Here is a 19594-nt window from a genome sequence, read left to right as displayed (position 1 = left end):
ATTATGTTTAGTGATATAAATTATGCGATCCGCATGTTAAAGAAAACGCCCGGGTTTAGCGCGTTAACTATTTTAGTGATATCGGTAGGCTTAGGATTAGCCATCTACATGTTTGCTATCGTTAACTTGTTAGCCTACAAAGATTTAGACATTAGCCACTATGATCGTTTAATGGTAATTGATGCAGTTATTGATGGCTTTGAACAAAACGGTGGCAGTATTTATGCGCATGACTACGAGTATATGAAAGCAAAGCAGCAAAGTTTTGATAAGTTTTCTGCGTATGTTAATGCTTCGGTAACTTTATCTGATGGTAATACTGCAGCCCGTTACGACGCTGTGATGATGGAACCAGAAGCCTTTAATTTATTTGATGGACAAATTAGTATTGCTCAAGGTCGAACTTTTACCGAAAACGACAGTTATGAAGGGAGTGAAGCGGTCGCTATTATCAGTCATCGTTTATGGCAAGATTACTTTAATGGTGATAGTGATATTGTGGGTAAAACAACACAGCTAGATGGAAAACCTACCAAAATCATTGCAGTAATGCAGGAAGGCTATGCCTACCCGATGAATCAAGATGTTTGGCAACCGTTGACTATGCCTAAAAATCAAAAAGCAGGGCAAGGGTGGCGCATTACTATTCTAGGACAATTAAAGGAAGGAACATCTTTAGAAAGAGCTCAAGCTGAGTTATCGACTTATGCTAAAGAAATTGCTCAGTTATACCCAGAAAGTAATGGCACTATCGGCGTTAATGTGCGTACTCCTGTGAAAATGATGATGGATAATTCGATGCCAATTATCTATATGATGGTGGGTGCAACCCTATTTGTTTTAATTCTTGTGGTAGCCAATGTTGCCAATCTTATGTTGGCACGTGCAAGTGAACGCAGTAAAGAGTTTGCTATCCGCACGGCACTAGGTGCGCCGAAATATCGTATTGTTCGTCAAATGTTGATCGAAACGTTAATTATTTGTCTAATTGGTGGTGTCTTTGGGGTATTAATTGCTGGTTGGGGCTTAGATGTCACTCGCCCTATTTTCCATAACATGGGCGGTTGGTTAGCGCCGTGGTGGACATTCACTTTAGGCAGTGAAGAGCTAATCGCTGCACTTTGGATTGTACTTGGAACCGCTATATTGATTGCCTTATTTCCGGTTGCTAAGTCTTCAGACAGTGATGTCAATCAAGTGTTGCGCGATGGTACGCGTGGCGCACTAGGCAAAAAAGCTGGCAAACTAAGTCGACTATTGATTGGCGGTGAAATCTTCTTATCTTGCGCAGTTTTAATCGTTGCTGGTGCTTTGATTATTGGGGTTAATAGTGCTATTGAAGCGGATTACGGTTCAGATACTAAAGGCTTCTTAACAGCGCAATTTGCCCTTGATAATGATCAATACAGTAATCAAGAAAGTCGTTATCAGTATCAACAACGCTTAATAAACGCCCTAAATCAGCAACCGGGTGTTATTGCGGCAACGGTGGGTTCAGCGTTACCGGGTAGAGCTTCAGGTCGTGAACCGATTAAAGTTGAAGGGTTGGAAGCGACACAAGGTGTCTCTAATCGTTCATTATTTATTAGCGCACACAGCACCTATTTTTCAGTGTTAAATATTCCGTTATTGGAAGGGCGTGAATTTGATAATCGTGATACAGATGAATCACAACAAGTGGTTATCGTCTCGAGTACCTTTGCGAAAAAATATTTTCCGAATGAGTCAGCGATAGGTAAACGTATCAAAATCAGGCCAAATGATGATAAACGAAAATGGCGTACGATTATTGGAGTTGTTGATCATGTCGTACATCAACAACCATTTGGCAACGCATATACGATGCCAGCAGTCTATGTACCGAGCAGTCAGTTAGCGTATACATGGCATAACGTTGCCATTAAAGTACAAGGTGACCCATACCAGTATCAAAAAATGTTGAAAGAAGTTGCCGGTAAATTAGATGCTAATATTCCAATGTTTGAAGTGATTTCATTTGAAGATAAATTGTATCGTCGTGTCATGGGGATTCAGTTTGTTGGCCACTTATTTATTGTCTTTGGTGTCTTGGCATTGTTATTAGCTTCGGCTGGTATTTTTGGGGTGATGAGTCAAAATGTTACCCGTCGTACGCAAGAATTTGGCGTCAGAAGAGCATTAGGCGCAACTGATAGCAATATCTATAAGTTGTTAGCGAAACAATCTGCTTGGTTGTTGCTCTTTGGTGGTGTTACTGGTGCTGCGGTTGGCTTCTTTGGTGTGAAGGTTATTTCAGGTAACTTAATGGCGTTGTCTGGTTACTTCCCTGTGGTATGCTTGATTGTCTCTAGTGTGATTATAGCAACGACGATTATTGCGACCTTGATCCCTGCTAAAAAGACACTAAGCGTTGAACCTAACCATGCGTTAAGATACGAATAATTTGAGGGTAATAGGGCTATTAATATGAGATGACGATATTAATAGCCCAACAAAAATATTATGAAAAAACACTCGATATTAGTAGCCGATGACGATATTGCAATTCTTTCAGCAATTAAATTGCACCTAAAAAGTGAAGGTTTTATTTGCGATACCGTACAATCGCCTGAAGCGGCTATTAACGCCTTAAAAAATAATGCCTATTCATTGTTATTAATCGATTTAAATTATCATTTTGATACCACCTCTGGCGAAGAAGGGCTAGCGCTTATTGATGCGATTCGTCAGCAAGATGAGTATGTACCCATAGTGGTGATGACTGGCTGGGCAACGGTGGAAATTGCCGTCAGGGCGATGCAACGTGGTGCCAACGACTTTATTGAAAAGCCATGTGATAATAATCGTTTACTGATCACGATTAATAACCAGATCAAACTAAGTCAAAGTCAAAAAACCACCCATTTATTAGAAAATGAACAACAATTAAGCCGTCAACAGCAGTGGCCTGAACACTGGATCTGTCAATCGAGTGCGATGAAACAAGTCATGGATTTGGTAGAGCGTATTGCTGCGACTGACATCAACATTTTAATCACTGGTGATAACGGCACCGGTAAAAGTCAGTTAGCGCAATTAATTCATCATAACTCCAACAGAGCAGGGGCGAACTTTGTTAGCGTTAATATGGGGGCGATAAATGAACAGGTTTTTGAATCTGAGCTTTTTGGCCATGTCAAAGGGGCCTACACCGATGCTAAACAAAATCGTTTAGGACGTATAGAGTTGGCAGATGGTGGCACTTTGTTTATGGATGAAATTGCCAATATCCCAATGTCTCAACAAGCGAAGTTGCTGCGAGTGTTAGAGAGTGGCGAGTTTGAAAAACTCGGCTCAAGCCAACAGCAGCAAGCAGATGTAAGGGTGATTAGTGCCACGAATGGCGACTTAGTGGCAATGGAAGAGCAAGGGCTATTTCGCCGTGACTTGTTATTTAGACTTAACAGTATCGAAATAAAACTACCGAGCTTAACTGAGCGTCAAGAGGACATTATTCCTTTGGCGTTAATGTTTCTTAAAAAGTATGCAGGTCAACGTGCACTATCGTTTTCAGTGCAAGCGCAGCAAAGTCTTCTCGATTATGCGTGGCCGGGTAATATTAGAGAACTTAATCATGTGATAGAACGGGCAGTATTATTAGCGCGCTCTGATGTTATTGATGACGATGATTTAATGTTGCCGGCACAGCGGTCAAGCTCAAGCAAGTCAAGCGATGAAGATTGGGCAGATCTTACCATGGAGCAAGCAGAGAAAAAGTTGATAGAGATAGTTTTACGAAAATACAAAGGCAATGCTAGAGACGCGGCATTGTCGCTAGGTTATAGTAAAAGTGCCTTTTATCGTCGCATGGAAAAATTTGGATTGTAATGACCAGCCCTAATTATGCCGCTAAGATATATCGGTATGTCTTTGCGGCCGCCTTACCAAGCCTTATCATAGCCCTTGCCTTACTGTGGCAAGTAAATTTATCTATGTATGGTAAGATGTTGATTTCCTTGCTGTTGATTCTTTCAGTATTTGGTTTTGCTTTTGCGGTGCGTTCTCAAGTTAACTTTCAATTACAGACCTTAAGTAATCTAGTTGAAGCAATTCATCTTGGTGATTTTAGTTTGCGTGGCAGTCGTAGTCATAATGATGATGCGTTATCTGAGCTGGTTGAACAAATTAACAAGCTTGCTCAGTCTTTGAGAGAACAACGCTTAGCCTCACAAGAAGCCTATCGATTGCTTGATAAAGTGATCAGCGAAATTAATGTTGCGATATTTGCTTTTGACGGATTAAGCCAAGTAAAACTCGCCAATAAAGCAGCGACACAGCTAATGGCGCTTAGCAGTGATGAGGTTGTCGGTGCCTCGGCAACATCTTTGGGCTTAGCGGACTTGATCATTGATAAAAGAAACCAAGTAATTGAACATGAGTTTGCTGGCGCTAAAGGGCGTTGGCAAGTGCGTTGCGATGGTTATATTGATCATGGGGTCGAACGAAAACTTCTGTTTATTCACGACATAAAACAAGTACTGCGTGATGAAGAGCTTAACGCTTGGAAAAATATCATGCGGGTGATTTCTCATGAGGTGAATAACTCGCTTTATCCGGTCTCCTCATTGAGCCAGACATTATTAACGGTGGTTAATCAAACGCCACGAGAAAGTGATTGGCTAGAGGATGTTAACCAAGGCTTGAATATTATTATTCAGCGCAGTGAACGTTTAAATGAATTTATTAAACGTTATGCAACAGTTGCTAAATTGCCTCAACCCAATAAACAACCTATTGAAGTGAAGCCGATCATTCAACGCGCGTGTCGTTTGTTTAAAGCTCAACAAATTGAACTAAAGGGCTGTGAAGATGTTGTTCTGTATATAGATCCTGCAATGTTTGAGCAAGTGTTAATAAATTTGATCAAAAATGGTATTGAAGCAGGCACTCAGGTAACAATTGATTGGGCGGTTGAACAATCAAAGTTTGTATTAACCATTTGTGATGATGGGCCGGGTATCGAGAAAGCGACTAACTTATTCGTCCCGTTTTATTCAACAAAAGCGAACGGCTCTGGTATTGGTTTAGTACTTAGTCGTCAAATCATTGAAGCACATCGTGGGGACTTGTCGCTTGCTAATCGCGCACAAGGAGGATGTTGTGCGCAAATTACCTTACCTAACTACCAACCGAGCGACGTTGAACGCTTACCAAAGCAGTAGACTTTCTCTGGTCAGGCCTCTATTCTATAACTAACTAAATTTATACATAGCGTTAGTGTTCACGCTATTTATTGAATGAGCTTTATCATGACACATGCCATTATCAGTGGTTGGGGTAAGTGCCTACCTCCCGCTATTTTATCCAACGATGACCTTGCGACATTTCTCGACACCAATGACGAGTGGATCACCACAAGAACCGGCATGAAAGAAAGACGTGTGTCGCACGTTCAAGTGAGCGAATTAGCGCATGTTGCATGTGCTAGAGCGCTAGCAGCAGCCGGAAAAAACGCGAAAGATGTTGAATTAATCGTTTTTGGTACGACTACCGCAGATGAAATATGCCCCAATGCTGCTTCCAATGTTCAACGCTTACTTGGCGCTGAAAATGCCGCTTGTATTGATGTCAGTACCGCTTGCACAGGTGGTATGTACAGCTTAACGGTGGCGACGTCGATGATTAAAAGTGGTGTGGTGAACTCGGCTTTGGTGATCGGTGCTGAATGTATTTCACCGATCATGGATTGGTCTAATCGAGACGTTGCCGTACTTTTTGGCGATGGTGCAGCGGCCTTGTATTTAGAAGCTGATGAAGAGCAGTCGGGCGTGTTGGCTGAATCACTGGGGTGCTATGGTGACTCTCGTGATATTTTGTCTGTTCAGGGGTGGGGAATGAAGTATGCCAATCAACAGCGCTATTTTGGTGAATCGAACTGGGCGTTTTTAGGACAAGAGATATTTAAAAAAGCCGTGTCGGGTATGGCGCAGGCTTGTGAAAAAGTACTAGAAAAATCAGGGTTGACGCCAAACGACATTAATCTCGTTGTGCCACACCAAGCAAATTTGCGCATCATTGATACCTTAGTCAAAAAGCTGCAAATGGATAAAGACAAGGTTTTTGTTAATATAGAAAGATATGGCAACATGTCAGCAGCCACTATTTTAGTTGCGCTCGTTGAAGCTGTTGAAGAAGGGCATGTTAGCGCTGGTGATAACTTGTTGATGCCAGCATTTGGCGGAGGATTAACGTGGAGTGCTCATATTGTTAAATGGGGACAGCGGACAGTACCTAAACAAGCAACTGACATTGACTTGCCACCTTGCCATCAAAGTGGCTTAGCGTTAGTGCGAGAAATCATCGCCAATAAGTCGGCTGAGTAGGGTTACGCTGAAAACTGTCTATACTTTATTAAATAACGAAAGGGGCAATGGCTATTTTTAAAAATTCGCGGCATTAGCGTTTGCTCATTTGGATTAACCAAACATCGCTCACGCTGCTTTATCATTATCCAAAATAGCCTTTTGCAGAAAACACAAACCAAGATCAACAGACCCTAGCGTCACTAACGATAAAAATAAAGGAGCTGGCGTGTTTAAGCGCGTAATTGAAAGCCTATTTTCGGATACTCTACAGACAGCAACATCGGCGAATTATTTTTATTTTGAAGAAAGTCGTCCTCAAACAGAATCAGTAGATAAAAAAGATGACGGTCGATCCGTTATTGGGTCTTCATATCCGCCTGTAAAGCCTTCAAAGGTGATCGTACAAGCCGATATACAAGCAGATCACCTAAGATCATTTTATGGTTTTTTGTTTGGCGAAGTTATTGATAATTCATTGGCTGATCCGTTAACGGATCAGGTTTATCAAGCAATCGAAAATCTCTTTGTGGAACCCTCGCCGCTTTTAGAAGCTTTACCGGTCTTACCTTATTCGGTAACCACGTTAATGAAAGAGCTTAATAATCCAGACTTTAATGTCGATATACTGATCGATATTATCAGTCATGAGCCGAGTATGGCGGCGGATGTGATTAAGTTAGCGAATAGCGCAGGCATACATCGCGGCGCAAAACCAGTGACGGATTTAAAGTCAGCTTTTATGGCGATGGGCAGTCAAGGATTAATGGAAGGTGTCGTTAGAAGCTATTTAAAGAACTTTGTTCCCAGTGCGACAATTTACTATCGTCGTTTTGGCGAAAATATTTGGCAGCATTGCTTAACCACTGCTGAATATGCCAAGCAACTTGCCTTAATCAACGACCCTAAGCAAGATGCCAACAGTGCTTATTTTATTGGCCTAATTTGTAATTTAGGTGAGATGATTATTTTTCAAATTTTACTGGACGCTTTTGAATATGTTGGCCCTGAGCACAACCCTAATACCTTAGCATTCCAACAAATGTTGATAAAACATGCTAAAAAACTTTCTTACGATATTGCAACTTATTGGCAGTTTCCTGAGACGATTACACGCGCACTTTCACTTCAGCTAACCTTTGCAAGGCACTCTGCCAAAGATTATCTTTCGGGTAGTGAAATCTCGCACAAACTACCCGATAATCAATTAGCGTTTATTGTTTATCAAGCCAATTTGTTAGCTGAATTAACGGTATTGCTCTCTAGTGGAAAGCTGGATACGCAGGGATACCAAGAGCGTCTTGAGATGTTGAACGGTTCTGAAAAAGCCCAGCAGTTTGGCTTAACCTTGCTTTCTTCTTAGTTTAAGGCATTTCTAACGCCTATTTTTACTTACTTCTGCGTTGTATTGTCGTGAAATAGCTGGCTATTCCTACAACAATACGCCTTGAATTAAGCAAAAAGTAGCGCGCTAGAAAGTCACCGTAAACTTAAGGCTCTGATTTTATTTTTTTCGTGCTATTTCTTATCCAAATCTGAAGTTATTTAGCGATTATTACGGCTATCTTGTTGTGCAAGTTTACGAGATTGGGTGGCCAATTTTTCAAACATTTTGGTTAACTGGAGTTGTTCTTCTGCACTTAATACTGAAAGCAGTTCTTGTTCTCTTTTGAGTGCCAACGGCACGAGTTGTTGATAAATTCCTTGCCCTTTACGTGTTAAGGTCAGTAGTGAAGAACGTTTATCACCATCGTGCGCCATTTTATCAAGTAACTTTTGCTCTAACATGCCATTAATGGCTCTGCTGGTCGGCATTTTATCTAGGTTGGCTTGTTCACTTATTTCTTTCGCAGAAAGCGGGGCATTGTTGCCTAAAACAGCCAAAACTCGCCACTGCTGACGGGAAAGATCAAATTGTCCTGTGTAGATTTGTGCTATGTTATCTGTCACTAGTGCTTGTAAGTGAGTTAATCGATAAGGAAAAAAATCATCAAGTTTTAATAGGGACATAGCTTTAATAAACATCGTAGGCACAATCAATAGTTAATCGTTAATGTATCAAAAATTTAAGTTACTTGGCGATAAAAATCTCGCGTCAGGGAATATCGAGTCACATCGATGGCGAATTTGCTTTATGTTTGATCGAGATCACGGTTTGTTATCGTTAATTTGGTAACATTTGTTACTATAATTTACATGAAAAAGGAATAACTGATGATTCAACTAGAGCAAATTCACCATGTCGCCTACCGTTGCCATGATGCAAAAGAAACCGTAGAGTTTTATCAAAATGTACTCAATATGGAATTTTTGGTGGCAATCGCCGAAGATAAAGTTCCTTCGACAAAAGCGCCGGATCCCTACATGCATTTATTCTTAGATGCGGGCAATGGCAATATTCTTGCGTTTTTCGAGCTACCTAATTCACCTAAAATGGGCCGTGATGAAAATACCCCTGACTGGGTTCAACATATTGCCTTTAGATTAAAAGATAGGGCTGCATTAGAGGCCGCTAAAGCAGAGTTAGAGGCGAAGGGAATTGATGTTGTTGGTATTACTAAACATGGCATCATTGAGTCGATCTACTTTTTTGATCCTAATGGTCATCGTTTGGAGTTAACTTACGTTTGTGGAAACGAAGAGCAAATGAAACAGCTAAAAGCGGTAGCCCCAAAAATGCTTGAAGAATGGAGTCAAACCAAAAAAGCACCTAAACATGCTGCATGGTTGCATGAGGAAGAATTTGCTTAGTGGCGAATTGCGTTTTACCTGTCCAGCTGAACACTAGAGCGTGTTGATCTTTGCGGTACAAATTTTGTTCGAGTTAAACGTGATTTAATCGAGGCTAGCGAATACCGTATAGTTATTCTATACAAATGAGCTAAAACAAAGAGTAAATCACGTTTAAACGAATCCGAAGGACAACACCCATTTGAAATTTCTACTTCGTTATTGCCTATTTATGGGGATTAACCAAGCTTCCTTTTTAACCTTCTTTTTGCTCGCTTACTCTTAAGAGTTCAATAATCGAACATAACACTTACCATCTTATGAGATATTAATTTTGGTACTATTGCGCTACTATCTTTATATAGCCATGAATTTTGTTGTTGAAAGGTGGTTGGCAATTAATGGTATGTATTGAGACGTTGAATGCACACTTAAAAAAAATCGTGTTGATATCGACGATTTTTTGCTACCTTGTTTTCAATGTTTCGGTAAGTGCTAATCAAAATTTACCTATTAAACTCGACAGTAAACCACTCAAATATGCGCCTTCTGGGTCTGGTGCGTGGATACCTTATTATATTCCTAATCAAGATCAGCCGGGTATTATTCCTGAGATCACCAATTTAATTTTACATAAGGCTCAGATTGAAGCTGAGTCAGTTATTTTACCACCTAAACGTACTAATTTTTCGCTAGAAAAAGGTTTAATAGATTTTGATTTTTTGAACCCTCAGTGGTTGCCTGATGGCATCGATCAAAGTGGTTTTGTATTTAGCATGCCGATATTACCGATCAAAGAATATTTCGTCAGTTTAAAGACATCGGATAAAGAGACATTTGAATTAAGCAAAGATAATCCTAAGCTTAGAATTGGTACGGTAAGTGGCTATTATTATCATGACGAAGCACTGTTTGAACGAGATGATTTTCCGAGCGAAAAAGCGATTGTGCAAGCCTTGGCGTCAGGACGCATCGAACATGCTATTCTTGGAGATTTACCTGCGCTCTATTGGGCAGAAAAATTAGGGGTATCTCTTGAGTTTGACCAATTGCACAGTGACGGATTTTTGCATATCCGTTTGAGAAGTGAGCACAAAGACTTACTTCCTCAATTTAACAATGCCATTATTGAGCTTAAGCAAAATAGTGCGTTTCAACGCATTATAGAAAGGTATGTTCATTAATTATTTGACAGATACAATATAGAGCTAACATGATGCTGAGTGTTAAAGTCTTTATGATAATATTGCTAAATGAATCAATATTATGATGATGGTTAGAATGTGTTTACACATTTGTTTTACTGAATAGTTAGAGATGTTTTCTTACACTGATTTTTATAAGGGCTAATCTGGCTGAGTAAACGGCCTAGTGGAATTCAATTTATCCTCATCAACCAATCTCATTAAATGGCCGTTTTTAAATCTGAGATATAAATAGCAAGGAGTATTCCACAGCTAATTAAGTGAAACTTATAGGTAAATGTGTATAATACAACGTTTTCAATTAGATACCAAAAAGGAACTTTATGAACTTTTTATCAAAAATGAGTCGTTTAGGCGTTGTTACTTTAGCTGCTCTTTCGTTAAATGTTATGGCTAAAGATGACATTGGACAATATTCAATACCAACACTTCTAGAAAGTCAAAAGGCAAAACAGGCCTTACATAGTGACATTAAACTTTATTTTGGTACGCAAGCGCACGGCGAGACGCAAAGTACGTATGGTGAAGTGATGACGAATAAAAAAACGAATGCCTTTATGAAATCAGATCTAGAAGCTTGTGAGTGGGTGATGCTAAGTGCACTTAAGGCGCTTCAAGAAAGAGCCAAACGTGAAGGGATGAATGCTGTCGTTAATATTCAATCTTATTATAAAAAACGAGAGTTTATCTCTGAGACTGAATTTGAATGTGGTGCTGGCAATGTTATTGCAGGGGTTACTCTTAAAGGGACGTTGGTAAAAATTTAGTTTCATAATAATAGAAAGCCTTTGGAAATATAAGTCGCCAAAGGCTTTCTATATTAAATCGTCAATAAGTTACCGTTAGATAACACCACGCTCCATTTGATCTAACTCTATTGAGTCAAATAGCGCTTGGAAGTTACCTTCACCAAAGCCTTGATCATTGACTCGCTGTATCAATTCAATGAAGATGGGCCCAAAGAGATTTTTAGTAAATATCTGCAGTAAATAAGTATTATCTGCTTGGCTATCAACAAGGATTTGATGCTGTCTGATTTTTTCTTTATCTTCCTTAACCCATGGTACGCGATCAAAAATACTGTCGTAGTATTCAGGCATGATGTTAAGGGTTTGAATTGAAGACTTATCAAGCTTATCTAAAGACGCAACAAGATCATCGGTTAAAAAGGCTAAATGCTGTACGCCAGGCCCTTTGTATTCATCCAAATATTCATCAATTTGGTTGTTGTTATCGTCTTTACCTTCATTAATTGGGATACAGAAGGTTTTACACGGTGATTGCAATGCGTAAGACAATAATGCGGTTTTTTGACCTTTAATGTCAAAGTAGCGAACTTCACTAAAACCAAAAACGTTTTTATAAAAATCAGCCCATTGTTGCATGGTACCTTTGTGAACATTATTGGTTAAATGATCAATGGCCAAAAAGCCTTTGTCTTCAACAATAACAGGGTCTGATAACTGTTCGAAATCGTCTTCATAAATCGAACCCGTGTCGCCCCATTGGTCAATGAAATAAATAAGACTGTCACCAATACCGAATATTGCCGGATAGGGAAGATCTTTGTTGGTGGTGTCATTAGCAGGTTTTGCTCCACGCTCCACGGCGATATCAAAAGCTTGTTGTGCATTTTTTACACGCCAGCCCATTGAGCAAATGGAAGGGCCATGTTGTTTAGCAAAGCCGGCGGCGAACCCTGAAGGCTCCCTGTTGAGTAAAAAGTGAATATCGTTTTGGTTATAGTAGGTGATATCTTTACCTTTGAATTTTTTGGTTTTGGAAAAACCAAAATCGGTAAACACTTTGTCCATAAAAGTTACATCAGGAGTTGCATACTCAGTGAATTCAATTCCGCATAAATTTAATGGGTTGTTGTTATCCATTATTTATATCCTCTTGGCTATCGCCTAATTTAGTATCATATGTGACTATTATTGGCGGTTGAGCGCACAATTCCTAGAGCCCAAAAAGCAATTTAGCGGCTGGTTATGAGAGGTTTTCGAAGTAAAGTTACCTTTACGATTTATTTATGCTAGGTAAGCAACGCCGATAACTATACAAAAAGTAAGGATATTATTTTTTGACCTGTTTCCGATTGTTTACAGTGGTAGATGAATGCTGTTCAGAAAAGTTTATTGTTATGATAAATAAGCAAAAAAGAGATTAATTAAACCTTGATTTAGATCAAATTTTTTTGCTAATCGTGTAGAGCTATACCGGTAATTTGCATCATTTTTGTACTTTAATTTATGCCGTTATGGTAGTAATTGTTATCAAATACTTTTTCAAGGCAGAATACGGCAATGGTGTAGATGGTCGTTAATGTGGAAGAATAGATATGAGGATAATTCATGATAAATGAAAAAAGCAGACCAAGGGGAGAACTTGGCCTGCTATATAAAGCAAATAAACTAACAAGCTTAACTGATAACGCAACAACACCCCTGTAACTGCCTTTTCTTTGCTTGCTAATTGGCTGCTTAAAATGCAAATCTCAGTGGTCATCTGAGATATTTCAAGATTAACAAAAAGATTTTAGTTCGCCAAATAACCACTACCATTTTACCGACGTTTATTGTAAATAAATGTAAAAATAATGTTACGTTGAATGTAAATTTAGGATTCGTATATATCGTAAACTTGATAGGTATTATTGCCCTTTAACCTTATTTATAAAGGGCGAAGCGAAAAGTGATTGGGCTAGAATGAGTTGATGTTTTGCGTGATTTTTGTACGCATTTGCTCAAGCAGTTTGTACATTTGTAATTGGTTATTGGCGCGAACGAAATTATGCTCAGCATAGTTTGTTTTAAAGTAACTGTCACCATTGAGGTAATCGGTTAGAAAGCGAATACCAATCATATAGGGCAATAGTAATGCGCCGACAACTAGGCTGGATTGTTCTTGCTCCGTTAAGGTGTCTTTTAGTTCACTTATATAGCCTTTGGCTAATGCGCTTAAGATGTCTGTACGTATTTTCATGCGTTCTATTTGTTTGCCATCTTCAGGGAGATTTGAGCAGCACGTTCGCACCATATCACCAAAATCATGCATCACCAGCCCTGGCATACAGGTATCTAAGTCAATGACGGCCACTGGCTCATTAGTACTGGCGCTAAAGAGCAGATTATTGATCTTGGTGTCGTTGTGCGTGACTCTCAATGGTAAACTTGCTTCTAAATCAGCGACCTCAGCGATAAACGCCCGTTGTGCTAAACAAAAATCAACCAATTGTTGGCATGAAGATAAACGCCCGTCGAAATTAACCTGTATCGCCGATTTAAGCTGTTCTAATCTAAAATCTAAACGATGGAAATCTTTAATAATGATATTAAGTTTTTGAGGGTCAAAATCACCTAATGCATTGGTAAACTGAGCAAAGGCTGCTGCGACCTGTTCAGCTTGTTTGGCGGTTTCAACAAACTCATGAGTCCGACAATTTTTAATGTAGGCTAATACGCGCCAATAGCCTTGTTGTTCCGTTAATAATTGCTGATTTTGATTGGCAACTTGCTCAAGCGGTATTAACGCATATGCGCCTTGTTGATATTTTTTTTGTAGGTGCTTTGCAATGAGTTTCGCGTTATTAACCACATCATCGGGTTTAGTAAAAACGTGATGGTTAATTTTTTGCAGTACCAATTTGTTCGTCGGGCAGCTTACTAAATACGTTGTGTTAATTAAGCCTTTGCCTAATGGAGAGACTGAGCAATCATCTATACAACAATTGTAGTTAGCTAAAACGCTAGACAATAGGGGCTGGGCAGTGGCAATACTCATATAATGTGAGCTAATTAACTGGGCTAATTAGCAAATAATCCTTTCTCAAATAATAACGCTAGATGCTGATCGACAGTCTGTCTATCTGCCGCGTATGTTACGCCAAACCAAAGGTCATGTGAAGCAACAACTTCAATGGTATTGCCTTCTAATGTGATCAGGCGTTTCGCAGCTTCAGGAAGATAGCATTCAGCATTTTCGCCGCCAAGCATTGAAAACTGTTCGCTAAGTAACGTTTCAATTGCGCTAAAGATTGAAACATTAAACGTCCAAAAGTTCATCGATACTAAATCTTTATCACTAAAAATCACCAGGTCACCCGCGTGGTTTACACCACTGATTTGCTTGTTTTGCGCGCTGATGTCGGTGATTTCGACGATATTAGTAAGGTGAAGGTCTTGATCAAGCTGACATAAGCCACGATTAACACCGCCATAAACAGAAAGTGTCTTACTCACTGGATAGGCTATCAGGTAGTGATTATTGGGTTGTGCTTTGTACTTATCTCGACTTAACTGAAATGCCGCTTGGCCATAAAAATCGTCACCATTAATCACGGTAAATGGATGTTTTAGATGATGCCTACAGCACCAAAGCGCATGGGCAGTGCCTAATGGTTTAGCTGTTTCGGTTATGCTTTTGCAGGACGAAGGTAAATCACTCGGATCTTGATAAACAATAGCGATGTTCAATAAACCTTGTTCAAAGGTCGATTGATTATCAGTAACTTGGTGAATGAGTTGCTCAATGACTTGTTGGTGCTTGCGCTGGCATACCAGGATTACCTTACGGTAGCCCGCTTGATAAGCAAGTTCAATGTTATAAAACCAGAGCGGTTGTTGCTTTGGCCCAAACAAGGCAAATTGTTTTGGGCTTCCGTAGCGGCTGCCGTTTCCCGCGGCTAAAATAACTAAGGTGTCTAACAAGATTATTCCCTCATCATCTTATGGTTAGCACTTAGCTCACAATGGCTAACGGTGCAGCACTTTGCCACTGCCCACGTGTAAAATCTGGAACATCCTTACTATTACTGCGATCGTTAACCGATGCTATGCTCAACGGCATAATAGCCGACCATGCAGCAGCATCATAGACATCTTGATCAAGTGCTTCACCATTTCTTAAGCAATACACCATGCGCCACAGCATTAAAAAGTCCATGCCACCATGACCACCATTGCGCTCAGCCTCTTCACCCATTCGGACCCAAAGTGGATGATCATAATAGCTTTGCCATGGCTTCATGTTGCGATCCCAATGGTGGTATGAATAATGACTAGGTGCCTTTCCCTTTTGTCCATTGGTTAACCATTGGCGGTGTTTTTGTTCGTACTGTTGTTGATAGAACTGCTTGATCGGTGATGGAACATGCTCCAATGCAATTTTATTGGGGAAACCAGAGAATGCGCCATTGGTTCCTTGGATATAGTTATGGCGAGAATACGGTCTTGGGGTAGTCGTATCGTGTTGTACCATAATTGTTCGCCCTAATTTTGTCTTAATTACCGTGGTATTCATGTCTCCGGCAATGTAATTTACTTGGTTGCGTTGATGAGATGGTGAAAACTCTCGTTTAGCATAAGCAGCTCTGCCAATAGCGGGAGTGCTTGTTGACGTTAGGTAATCAAAACGATCGCCACGATTGATATTCATGTATTGAGATATCGGCCCTAGTCCATGGGTAGGGTATAAATTACCGTTAGCTTTAGTATGCCAGTGGGTGCGCCACGAACCTGTTTTTCTTTCAATCTCTTTCATTTGCCAGCGCAGTTCATGAATATAGGCAGCTTCACCATGAAGCAGCTCGCCGAATAACCCTTTTCTGACCATGTTAAGCACCATTAGCTCGTCACGGCCGTAGCAAACATTTTCCATCATCATGCAGTTTTTTTGCGTCCGTTCAGCTGTGTTCACCAATTGCCAACACTCTTCGATGCTGGTCGCTGCTGGCACTTCAACAAAGGCATGTTTGCCACTTTCCATGGTATCTACCGCCATTGGGGTATGCCAGCGCCACGGTGTTGAGATAATGACAATATCAATATCATCACGATTTAGCATATCTCGATAGGCTAAATTACCTTGTGTATATTGGCTTGGTTGTGGCAGGTTTTGCTTGCTTATATACGCTAGCGATCGATCGACAACTTGTTGATCAATATCACAAATGGCTTTAATTTCTACGCCATCTAAATGACAAAAATGCTGAACATGGCCATAGCCGCGCTCTCCAACACCGATAAAACCGACCCTAACAATGTCTAACTTTGTTGTTAAACCAATGACAGATTTCTGATTAGCACCTTGGCGGTTGGGGGTTAAAGGTTGTTGTGCACAGCCTGTTGCCATGGCTGTTGTTGATACAGCGGCAATGGCTTTTAAAAATTGACGTCTGTCGTTTGAATTCATCGCATTCCCTGTTCTGTTCGAATTATTGTTTTTTCTATACCGTACTGGGATTCTCGCGATTTGACAATCATTATCCGAAGGACAGCGCCCATTTGAAATTTCTACTTCGTTATTGCCTATTTATTGGGAATAACCACATTACATAGGCTCTGTCTTGTATAAATTTCAAATGAACAGCTGCAAAAATGTCCATCAAAGATCAGCACGCTCTAGTATATCAAGATGAATAGTGCTAATAATAGTGCGGAAATTATTTGCTAAAGCTTTGATATGATTAACTTCTCTGTAGCTCGTGTACTGTTTGCTTTCTTAGCATCGCTGTTTATCGTAAGCACGTATTTATCACCATATTCATTTAGTTGGTTAATTAAAATTCTACCGATTGTGGTGTTGATTCTGATGACGTTTCAGTTTGTTAACGTCAAGGCTAAAAAGCGGTTATTGATTGGATTATTATTCTCAAGCATGGGGGATATTTGGCTCGACACAGGACGAGAACAATATTTTCTTTATGGCTTAGCGAGTTTTTTTCTTGCCCATCTAATGTATATAGCCGCGATAAAACCGCAACTGAAGTTAATCAAACAGTCTTCAAATGCCTTGGTTATCTCGTTTTATTTGTTAAGTGGTGCAGTGGTCTTTTATTTTTGCCTGCTCGAGAATCTCGGTGAGATGTTTATCCCTGTATTTGCTTACATGAGCGTGTTAATTGGTATGGCAATTTCAACATTACTCAGTCCATACCGTAACTATTGGCTGGTTATTGGCGGTGTAAGCTTTGTGATCTCGGATACCATTATTGGCTTGAATAAGTTTTATCTAAGCTCGCCAATTGATCATAGTATCATTATGTTTACCTACTATTTAGCGCAACTTGGTTTGGTGACTGGCTTTTGGTTAGCATCTTCTGATAGAGGGGGCAAATTAAACCGCGAAAGGTCAACTGACCCTAGTTAAGCTGTTGATGTTGCATAGCGATCTGCTTTAAGTTTTCGACCAATGGATTGATTTTTTCATAAGCTAAGACGATTTCACGCGTAAGCTTTAATCCATCGATGCTTTGAAAGACGACATCAGTATGTTCTAACACCTCAGGGTGCGCAGGTACGAGTGCGCACCCTAAACCAGCTTTCACCAATCCTAGGGCATAGTCGATAGTTTGTATTCTTGCTCGAATATCTAACTCCACGCCAGAAAGTGCTAACGTTTCATTTAGCGCTTGCCAGGCAAGACATGGTGTGCGCTGAATAATCGCGACTTGATGTAAGTCAGCGATGGTCACTTTATCAAGTAATGTCAGTGGTGAACGGCTAGGGATAGCTAATACGTAATCTTCTTGCCAAAGGTTAATATATTCTTCATCGGCTCTAAGTTCTTCTTTTAATATGATCCGCGCATCACAATTTTCTTGATGCGGAACTAAGGTAAGCGCCATATCAATCTGTGCACCAGTAAAATCTTTCAGCAAAGCACTCATCCGTTTAACGCCAAGACCTCGAGTGACGCCAAGCAAAAAGGTGCTCTTATCTTTTTGGTTAATAAAACTCTGTTTGATCGCAGCTGCTTGCCCAAGTAATTGCAAGGCCAATGGATAGAGTTTGTCACCATGTTCTGTCACTTCGATACCGCGGGTGTGGCGAACAAATAACTGCTTTTTTAGTTCGTCTTCGAGTTGACTTATCGCCGCAGAAATTGAGGGTTGAGCGATATAACAGGCTTTTGCAGCACCACTAAAGCTGCCATTTTCAACTACCGCGACAAAGTATTTTAATGCGCGTAAATCCATAATGATGTTTTGCAGGTAAAATTCTATTATAGAAAAAAACTATATCAGGTAAAGATAAATTATATTTTAACTTTATCAAAGTTTTGCCTATTCTGTGGTCAATTTTAAATTTGGTATAGTTATTCTTATATAGGGATTTCACATGTCTTCATCTGCAAAACGTCCAAGCTTTAATTGGCAAGACCCATTATTACTCGATTCAATTCTTTCTGAAGAGGAGCGCATGATCCGCGACAGTGCTCATCAGTATTGTCAGGAAAAACTGATGCCGAGAGTACTTGAAGCTAATCGAAATGAAACTTTTGATGTAGAGATCATGAGAGAACTGGGTGAACTTGGATTACTTGGCTGTACGATCGAAGAAAAATACGGGTGTGCTGGAGTCAACTATGTTACCTATGGTTTAGTTGCTCGTGAAATTGAACGTGTTGATAGTGGTTACCGCAGTGCGATGAGTGTTCAGTCGTCGTTAGTAATGCACCCGATTTACGCCTATGGTAGCGAAGAGCAAAAAATGAAGTACTTACCTAAGCTTGCTACCGCAGAATTAATTGGCTGTTTCGGTTTAACAGAGCCTAATTCGGGTTCTGATCCTGCCAGTCTTTCAACTCGAGCTGTCGCTGTTGATGGCGGTTACCGACTTACCGGTAACAAAATGTGGATCACTAACTCTCCGATCGCTGATATTTTTATTATTTGGGCCAAGCTTGATGGTGTGATTCGTGGTTTTATTCTTGAAAAAGGCATGGAAGGCTTATCGGCTCCTAAAATTGAAGGTAAGTTTTCACTTCGCGCTTCAATCACAGGTGAAGTGGTCATGGATAACGTTTTTGTTCCACAAGAGAACTTATTACCAAACGTTCAAGGGTTATCAGGCCCCTTTGGCTGCTTGAATAAGGCGCGTTATGGTATTGCTTGGGGGGCATTAGGTGCAGCAGAGTATTGCTGGCATAGTGCTCGCCAGTACACGCTAGATCGTGAACAATTTGGCCGTCCACTTGCAGCGACACAATTAGTGCAAAAGAAGCTTGCTGACATGCAAACTGAAATCACCACCGGGCTTTTTGCTTGTTTACAAGTCGGGCGTTTAATGGATGCCGATGCGTTGGCACCAGAGGCTATTTCATTGGTGAAGCGTAATTCATGTGGAAAAGCGTTAGAAATTGCTCGCATTGCTCGTGATATGCATGGCGGTAATGGTATTAGTGATGAATTCCATGTCATTCGTCATATGATGAACCTTGAAGCGGTAAATACCTACGAAGGCACACATGATATTCATGCCTTGATCTTAGGTAGAGCACAGACAGGTCTACAAGCGTTTTTCTAAATAATAACTTGCTGAAAGGATAACGATTAAT

Annotated in this window: 16 protein-coding genes; 10 read left to right on the top strand and 6 right to left on the bottom strand. The window is 40.2% G+C overall.

Annotated features, from left to right (window positions below; genetic code table 11):
* Window positions 1-3 precede the first annotated feature (3 nt).
* From ACSLUH_RS14120 to ACSLUH_RS14100, 5 genes are all read left to right on the top strand, one after another.
* Entirely contained in the window at window positions 4-2421 is a 2418-nt protein-coding gene (locus tag ACSLUH_RS14120) for an ADOP family duplicated permease (protein WP_448568089.1), read from the top strand.
* A 60-nt stretch (window positions 2422-2481) separates the two neighbouring features.
* Window positions 2482-3846, top strand: coding sequence for a sigma-54-dependent transcriptional regulator (locus ACSLUH_RS14115; protein WP_448568087.1), 1365 nt, complete (start codon window positions 2482-2484; stop codon window positions 3844-3846).
* Window positions 3846-5180: a sensor histidine kinase gene (locus ACSLUH_RS14110; RefSeq protein ID WP_448568085.1), complete on the top strand. Its 1335-nt coding sequence runs from the start codon at window positions 3846-3848 to the stop codon at window positions 5178-5180. The genes ACSLUH_RS14115 and ACSLUH_RS14110 overlap by 1 nt, the downstream gene beginning before the upstream one ends.
* A gap of 87 nt (window positions 5181-5267) precedes the next feature.
* Complete coding sequence (locus ACSLUH_RS14105; protein WP_448568083.1) at window positions 5268-6341, top strand: ketoacyl-ACP synthase III; 1074 nt, start codon at window positions 5268-5270, stop codon at window positions 6339-6341.
* Window positions 6342-6549: 208 nt separating this feature from the next.
* The gene (locus ACSLUH_RS14100; RefSeq protein WP_448568081.1) at window positions 6550-7683 is read left to right on the top strand and encodes an HDOD domain-containing protein; all 1134 of its coding nucleotides are present in this window, start codon (window positions 6550-6552) and stop codon (window positions 7681-7683) included.
* A gap of 182 nt (window positions 7684-7865) precedes the next feature.
* Here ACSLUH_RS14100 and ACSLUH_RS14095 read toward each other — a convergent pair whose 3' ends face one another.
* A complete protein-coding gene (locus ACSLUH_RS14095) occupies window positions 7866-8330 on the bottom strand; it encodes a MarR family winged helix-turn-helix transcriptional regulator (protein ID WP_448568079.1) in 465 nt (154 codons plus the stop codon).
* 204 nt (window positions 8331-8534) lie between these two features.
* Between ACSLUH_RS14095 and ACSLUH_RS14090 the strand changes: the two genes are divergently transcribed.
* From ACSLUH_RS14090 to ACSLUH_RS14080, 3 genes are all read left to right on the top strand, one after another.
* Window positions 8535-9071, top strand: coding sequence for a VOC family protein (locus ACSLUH_RS14090; RefSeq protein ID WP_448568077.1), 537 nt, complete (start codon window positions 8535-8537; stop codon window positions 9069-9071).
* 380 nt (window positions 9072-9451) lie between these two features.
* On the top strand, window positions 9452-10234 hold the full coding sequence (locus ACSLUH_RS14085; protein ID WP_448568075.1) for a substrate-binding periplasmic protein: 783 nt from the start codon (window positions 9452-9454) through the stop codon (window positions 10232-10234).
* Between the two features lie 344 nt (window positions 10235-10578).
* Window positions 10579-11022: an excinuclease ABC subunit A gene (locus ACSLUH_RS14080; RefSeq protein ID WP_448568073.1), complete on the top strand. Its 444-nt coding sequence runs from the start codon at window positions 10579-10581 to the stop codon at window positions 11020-11022.
* A 75-nt stretch (window positions 11023-11097) separates the two neighbouring features.
* On the opposite strand, the gene hppD is transcribed toward ACSLUH_RS14080, so the two are convergent.
* The 4 genes from hppD to ACSLUH_RS14060 form a co-directional block, all read right to left on the bottom strand.
* Window positions 11098-12144, bottom strand: a complete 1047-nt coding sequence (gene hppD / locus ACSLUH_RS14075) for a 4-hydroxyphenylpyruvate dioxygenase (protein WP_448568199.1) — start codon at window positions 12142-12144, stop codon at window positions 11098-11100.
* 814 nt (window positions 12145-12958) lie between these two features.
* Entirely contained in the window at window positions 12959-14038 is a 1080-nt protein-coding gene (locus ACSLUH_RS14070) for a phosphotransferase enzyme family protein (RefSeq protein WP_448568071.1), read from the bottom strand.
* Between the two features lie 23 nt (window positions 14039-14061).
* A complete protein-coding gene (locus ACSLUH_RS14065; RefSeq protein WP_448568069.1) occupies window positions 14062-14964 on the bottom strand; it encodes a nucleotidyltransferase family protein in 903 nt (300 codons plus the stop codon).
* A gap of 31 nt (window positions 14965-14995) precedes the next feature.
* On the bottom strand, window positions 14996-16447 hold the full coding sequence (locus ACSLUH_RS14060) for a Gfo/Idh/MocA family oxidoreductase (protein WP_448568067.1): 1452 nt from the start codon (window positions 16445-16447) through the stop codon (window positions 14996-14998).
* A gap of 270 nt (window positions 16448-16717) precedes the next feature.
* Here ACSLUH_RS14060 and ACSLUH_RS14055 point away from each other — a divergent pair, with 270 nt between their 5' ends.
* The gene (locus tag ACSLUH_RS14055; RefSeq protein WP_448568065.1) at window positions 16718-17404 is read left to right on the top strand and encodes a lysoplasmalogenase; all 687 of its coding nucleotides are present in this window, start codon (window positions 16718-16720) and stop codon (window positions 17402-17404) included.
* Here the strand turns inward: ACSLUH_RS14055 and ACSLUH_RS14050 are convergent.
* The gene (locus ACSLUH_RS14050) at window positions 17397-18233 is read right to left on the bottom strand and encodes a LysR family transcriptional regulator (protein ID WP_448568063.1); all 837 of its coding nucleotides are present in this window, start codon (window positions 18231-18233) and stop codon (window positions 17397-17399) included. The genes ACSLUH_RS14055 and ACSLUH_RS14050 overlap by 8 nt on opposite strands.
* Before the next feature lie 142 nt (window positions 18234-18375).
* On the opposite strand from ACSLUH_RS14050, the gene ACSLUH_RS14045 reads away from it, so the two are divergent.
* A complete protein-coding gene (locus ACSLUH_RS14045) occupies window positions 18376-19563 on the top strand; it encodes an acyl-CoA dehydrogenase (RefSeq protein WP_448568061.1) in 1188 nt (395 codons plus the stop codon).
* Window positions 19564-19594 lie beyond the last annotated feature (31 nt).

The sequence above is a fragment of the Thalassotalea ganghwensis genome (genome assembly GCF_053485795.1).
This window is presented reverse-complemented; position numbering and strand designations above follow the sequence as displayed.

Excerpts from the sequence above, each read along its gene's own strand:
- ACSLUH_RS14070 (WP_448568071.1), bottom strand. The coding sequence starts at position 14,038 with ATGAGTATTGCCACTGCCCAGCCCCTATTGTCTAGCGTTTTAGCTAAC.
- ACSLUH_RS14060 (WP_448568067.1), bottom strand. The coding sequence starts at position 16,447 with ATGAATTCAAACGACAGACGTCAATTTTTAAAAGCCATTGCCGCTGTA.
- ACSLUH_RS14120 (WP_448568089.1), top strand. The coding sequence starts at position 4 with ATGTTTAGTGATATAAATTATGCGATCCGCATGTTAAAGAAAACGCCC.
- ACSLUH_RS14105 (WP_448568083.1), top strand. The coding sequence starts at position 5,268 with ATGACACATGCCATTATCAGTGGTTGGGGTAAGTGCCTACCTCCCGCT.
- ACSLUH_RS14080 (WP_448568073.1), top strand. The coding sequence starts at position 10,579 with ATGAACTTTTTATCAAAAATGAGTCGTTTAGGCGTTGTTACTTTAGCT.
- ACSLUH_RS14110 (WP_448568085.1), top strand. The coding sequence starts at position 3,846 with ATGACCAGCCCTAATTATGCCGCTAAGATATATCGGTATGTCTTTGCG.
- ACSLUH_RS14095 (WP_448568079.1), bottom strand. The coding sequence starts at position 8,330 with ATGTCCCTATTAAAACTTGATGATTTTTTTCCTTATCGATTAACTCAC.
- ACSLUH_RS14115 (WP_448568087.1), top strand. The coding sequence starts at position 2,482 with ATGAAAAAACACTCGATATTAGTAGCCGATGACGATATTGCAATTCTT.
- ACSLUH_RS14090 (WP_448568077.1), top strand. The coding sequence starts at position 8,535 with ATGATTCAACTAGAGCAAATTCACCATGTCGCCTACCGTTGCCATGAT.
- ACSLUH_RS14045 (WP_448568061.1), top strand. The coding sequence starts at position 18,376 with ATGTCTTCATCTGCAAAACGTCCAAGCTTTAATTGGCAAGACCCATTA.
- ACSLUH_RS14055 (WP_448568065.1), top strand. The coding sequence starts at position 16,718 with ATGATTAACTTCTCTGTAGCTCGTGTACTGTTTGCTTTCTTAGCATCG.
- ACSLUH_RS14085 (WP_448568075.1), top strand. The coding sequence starts at position 9,452 with ATGGTATGTATTGAGACGTTGAATGCACACTTAAAAAAAATCGTGTTG.
- ACSLUH_RS14050 (WP_448568063.1), bottom strand. The coding sequence starts at position 18,233 with ATGGATTTACGCGCATTAAAATACTTTGTCGCGGTAGTTGAAAATGGC.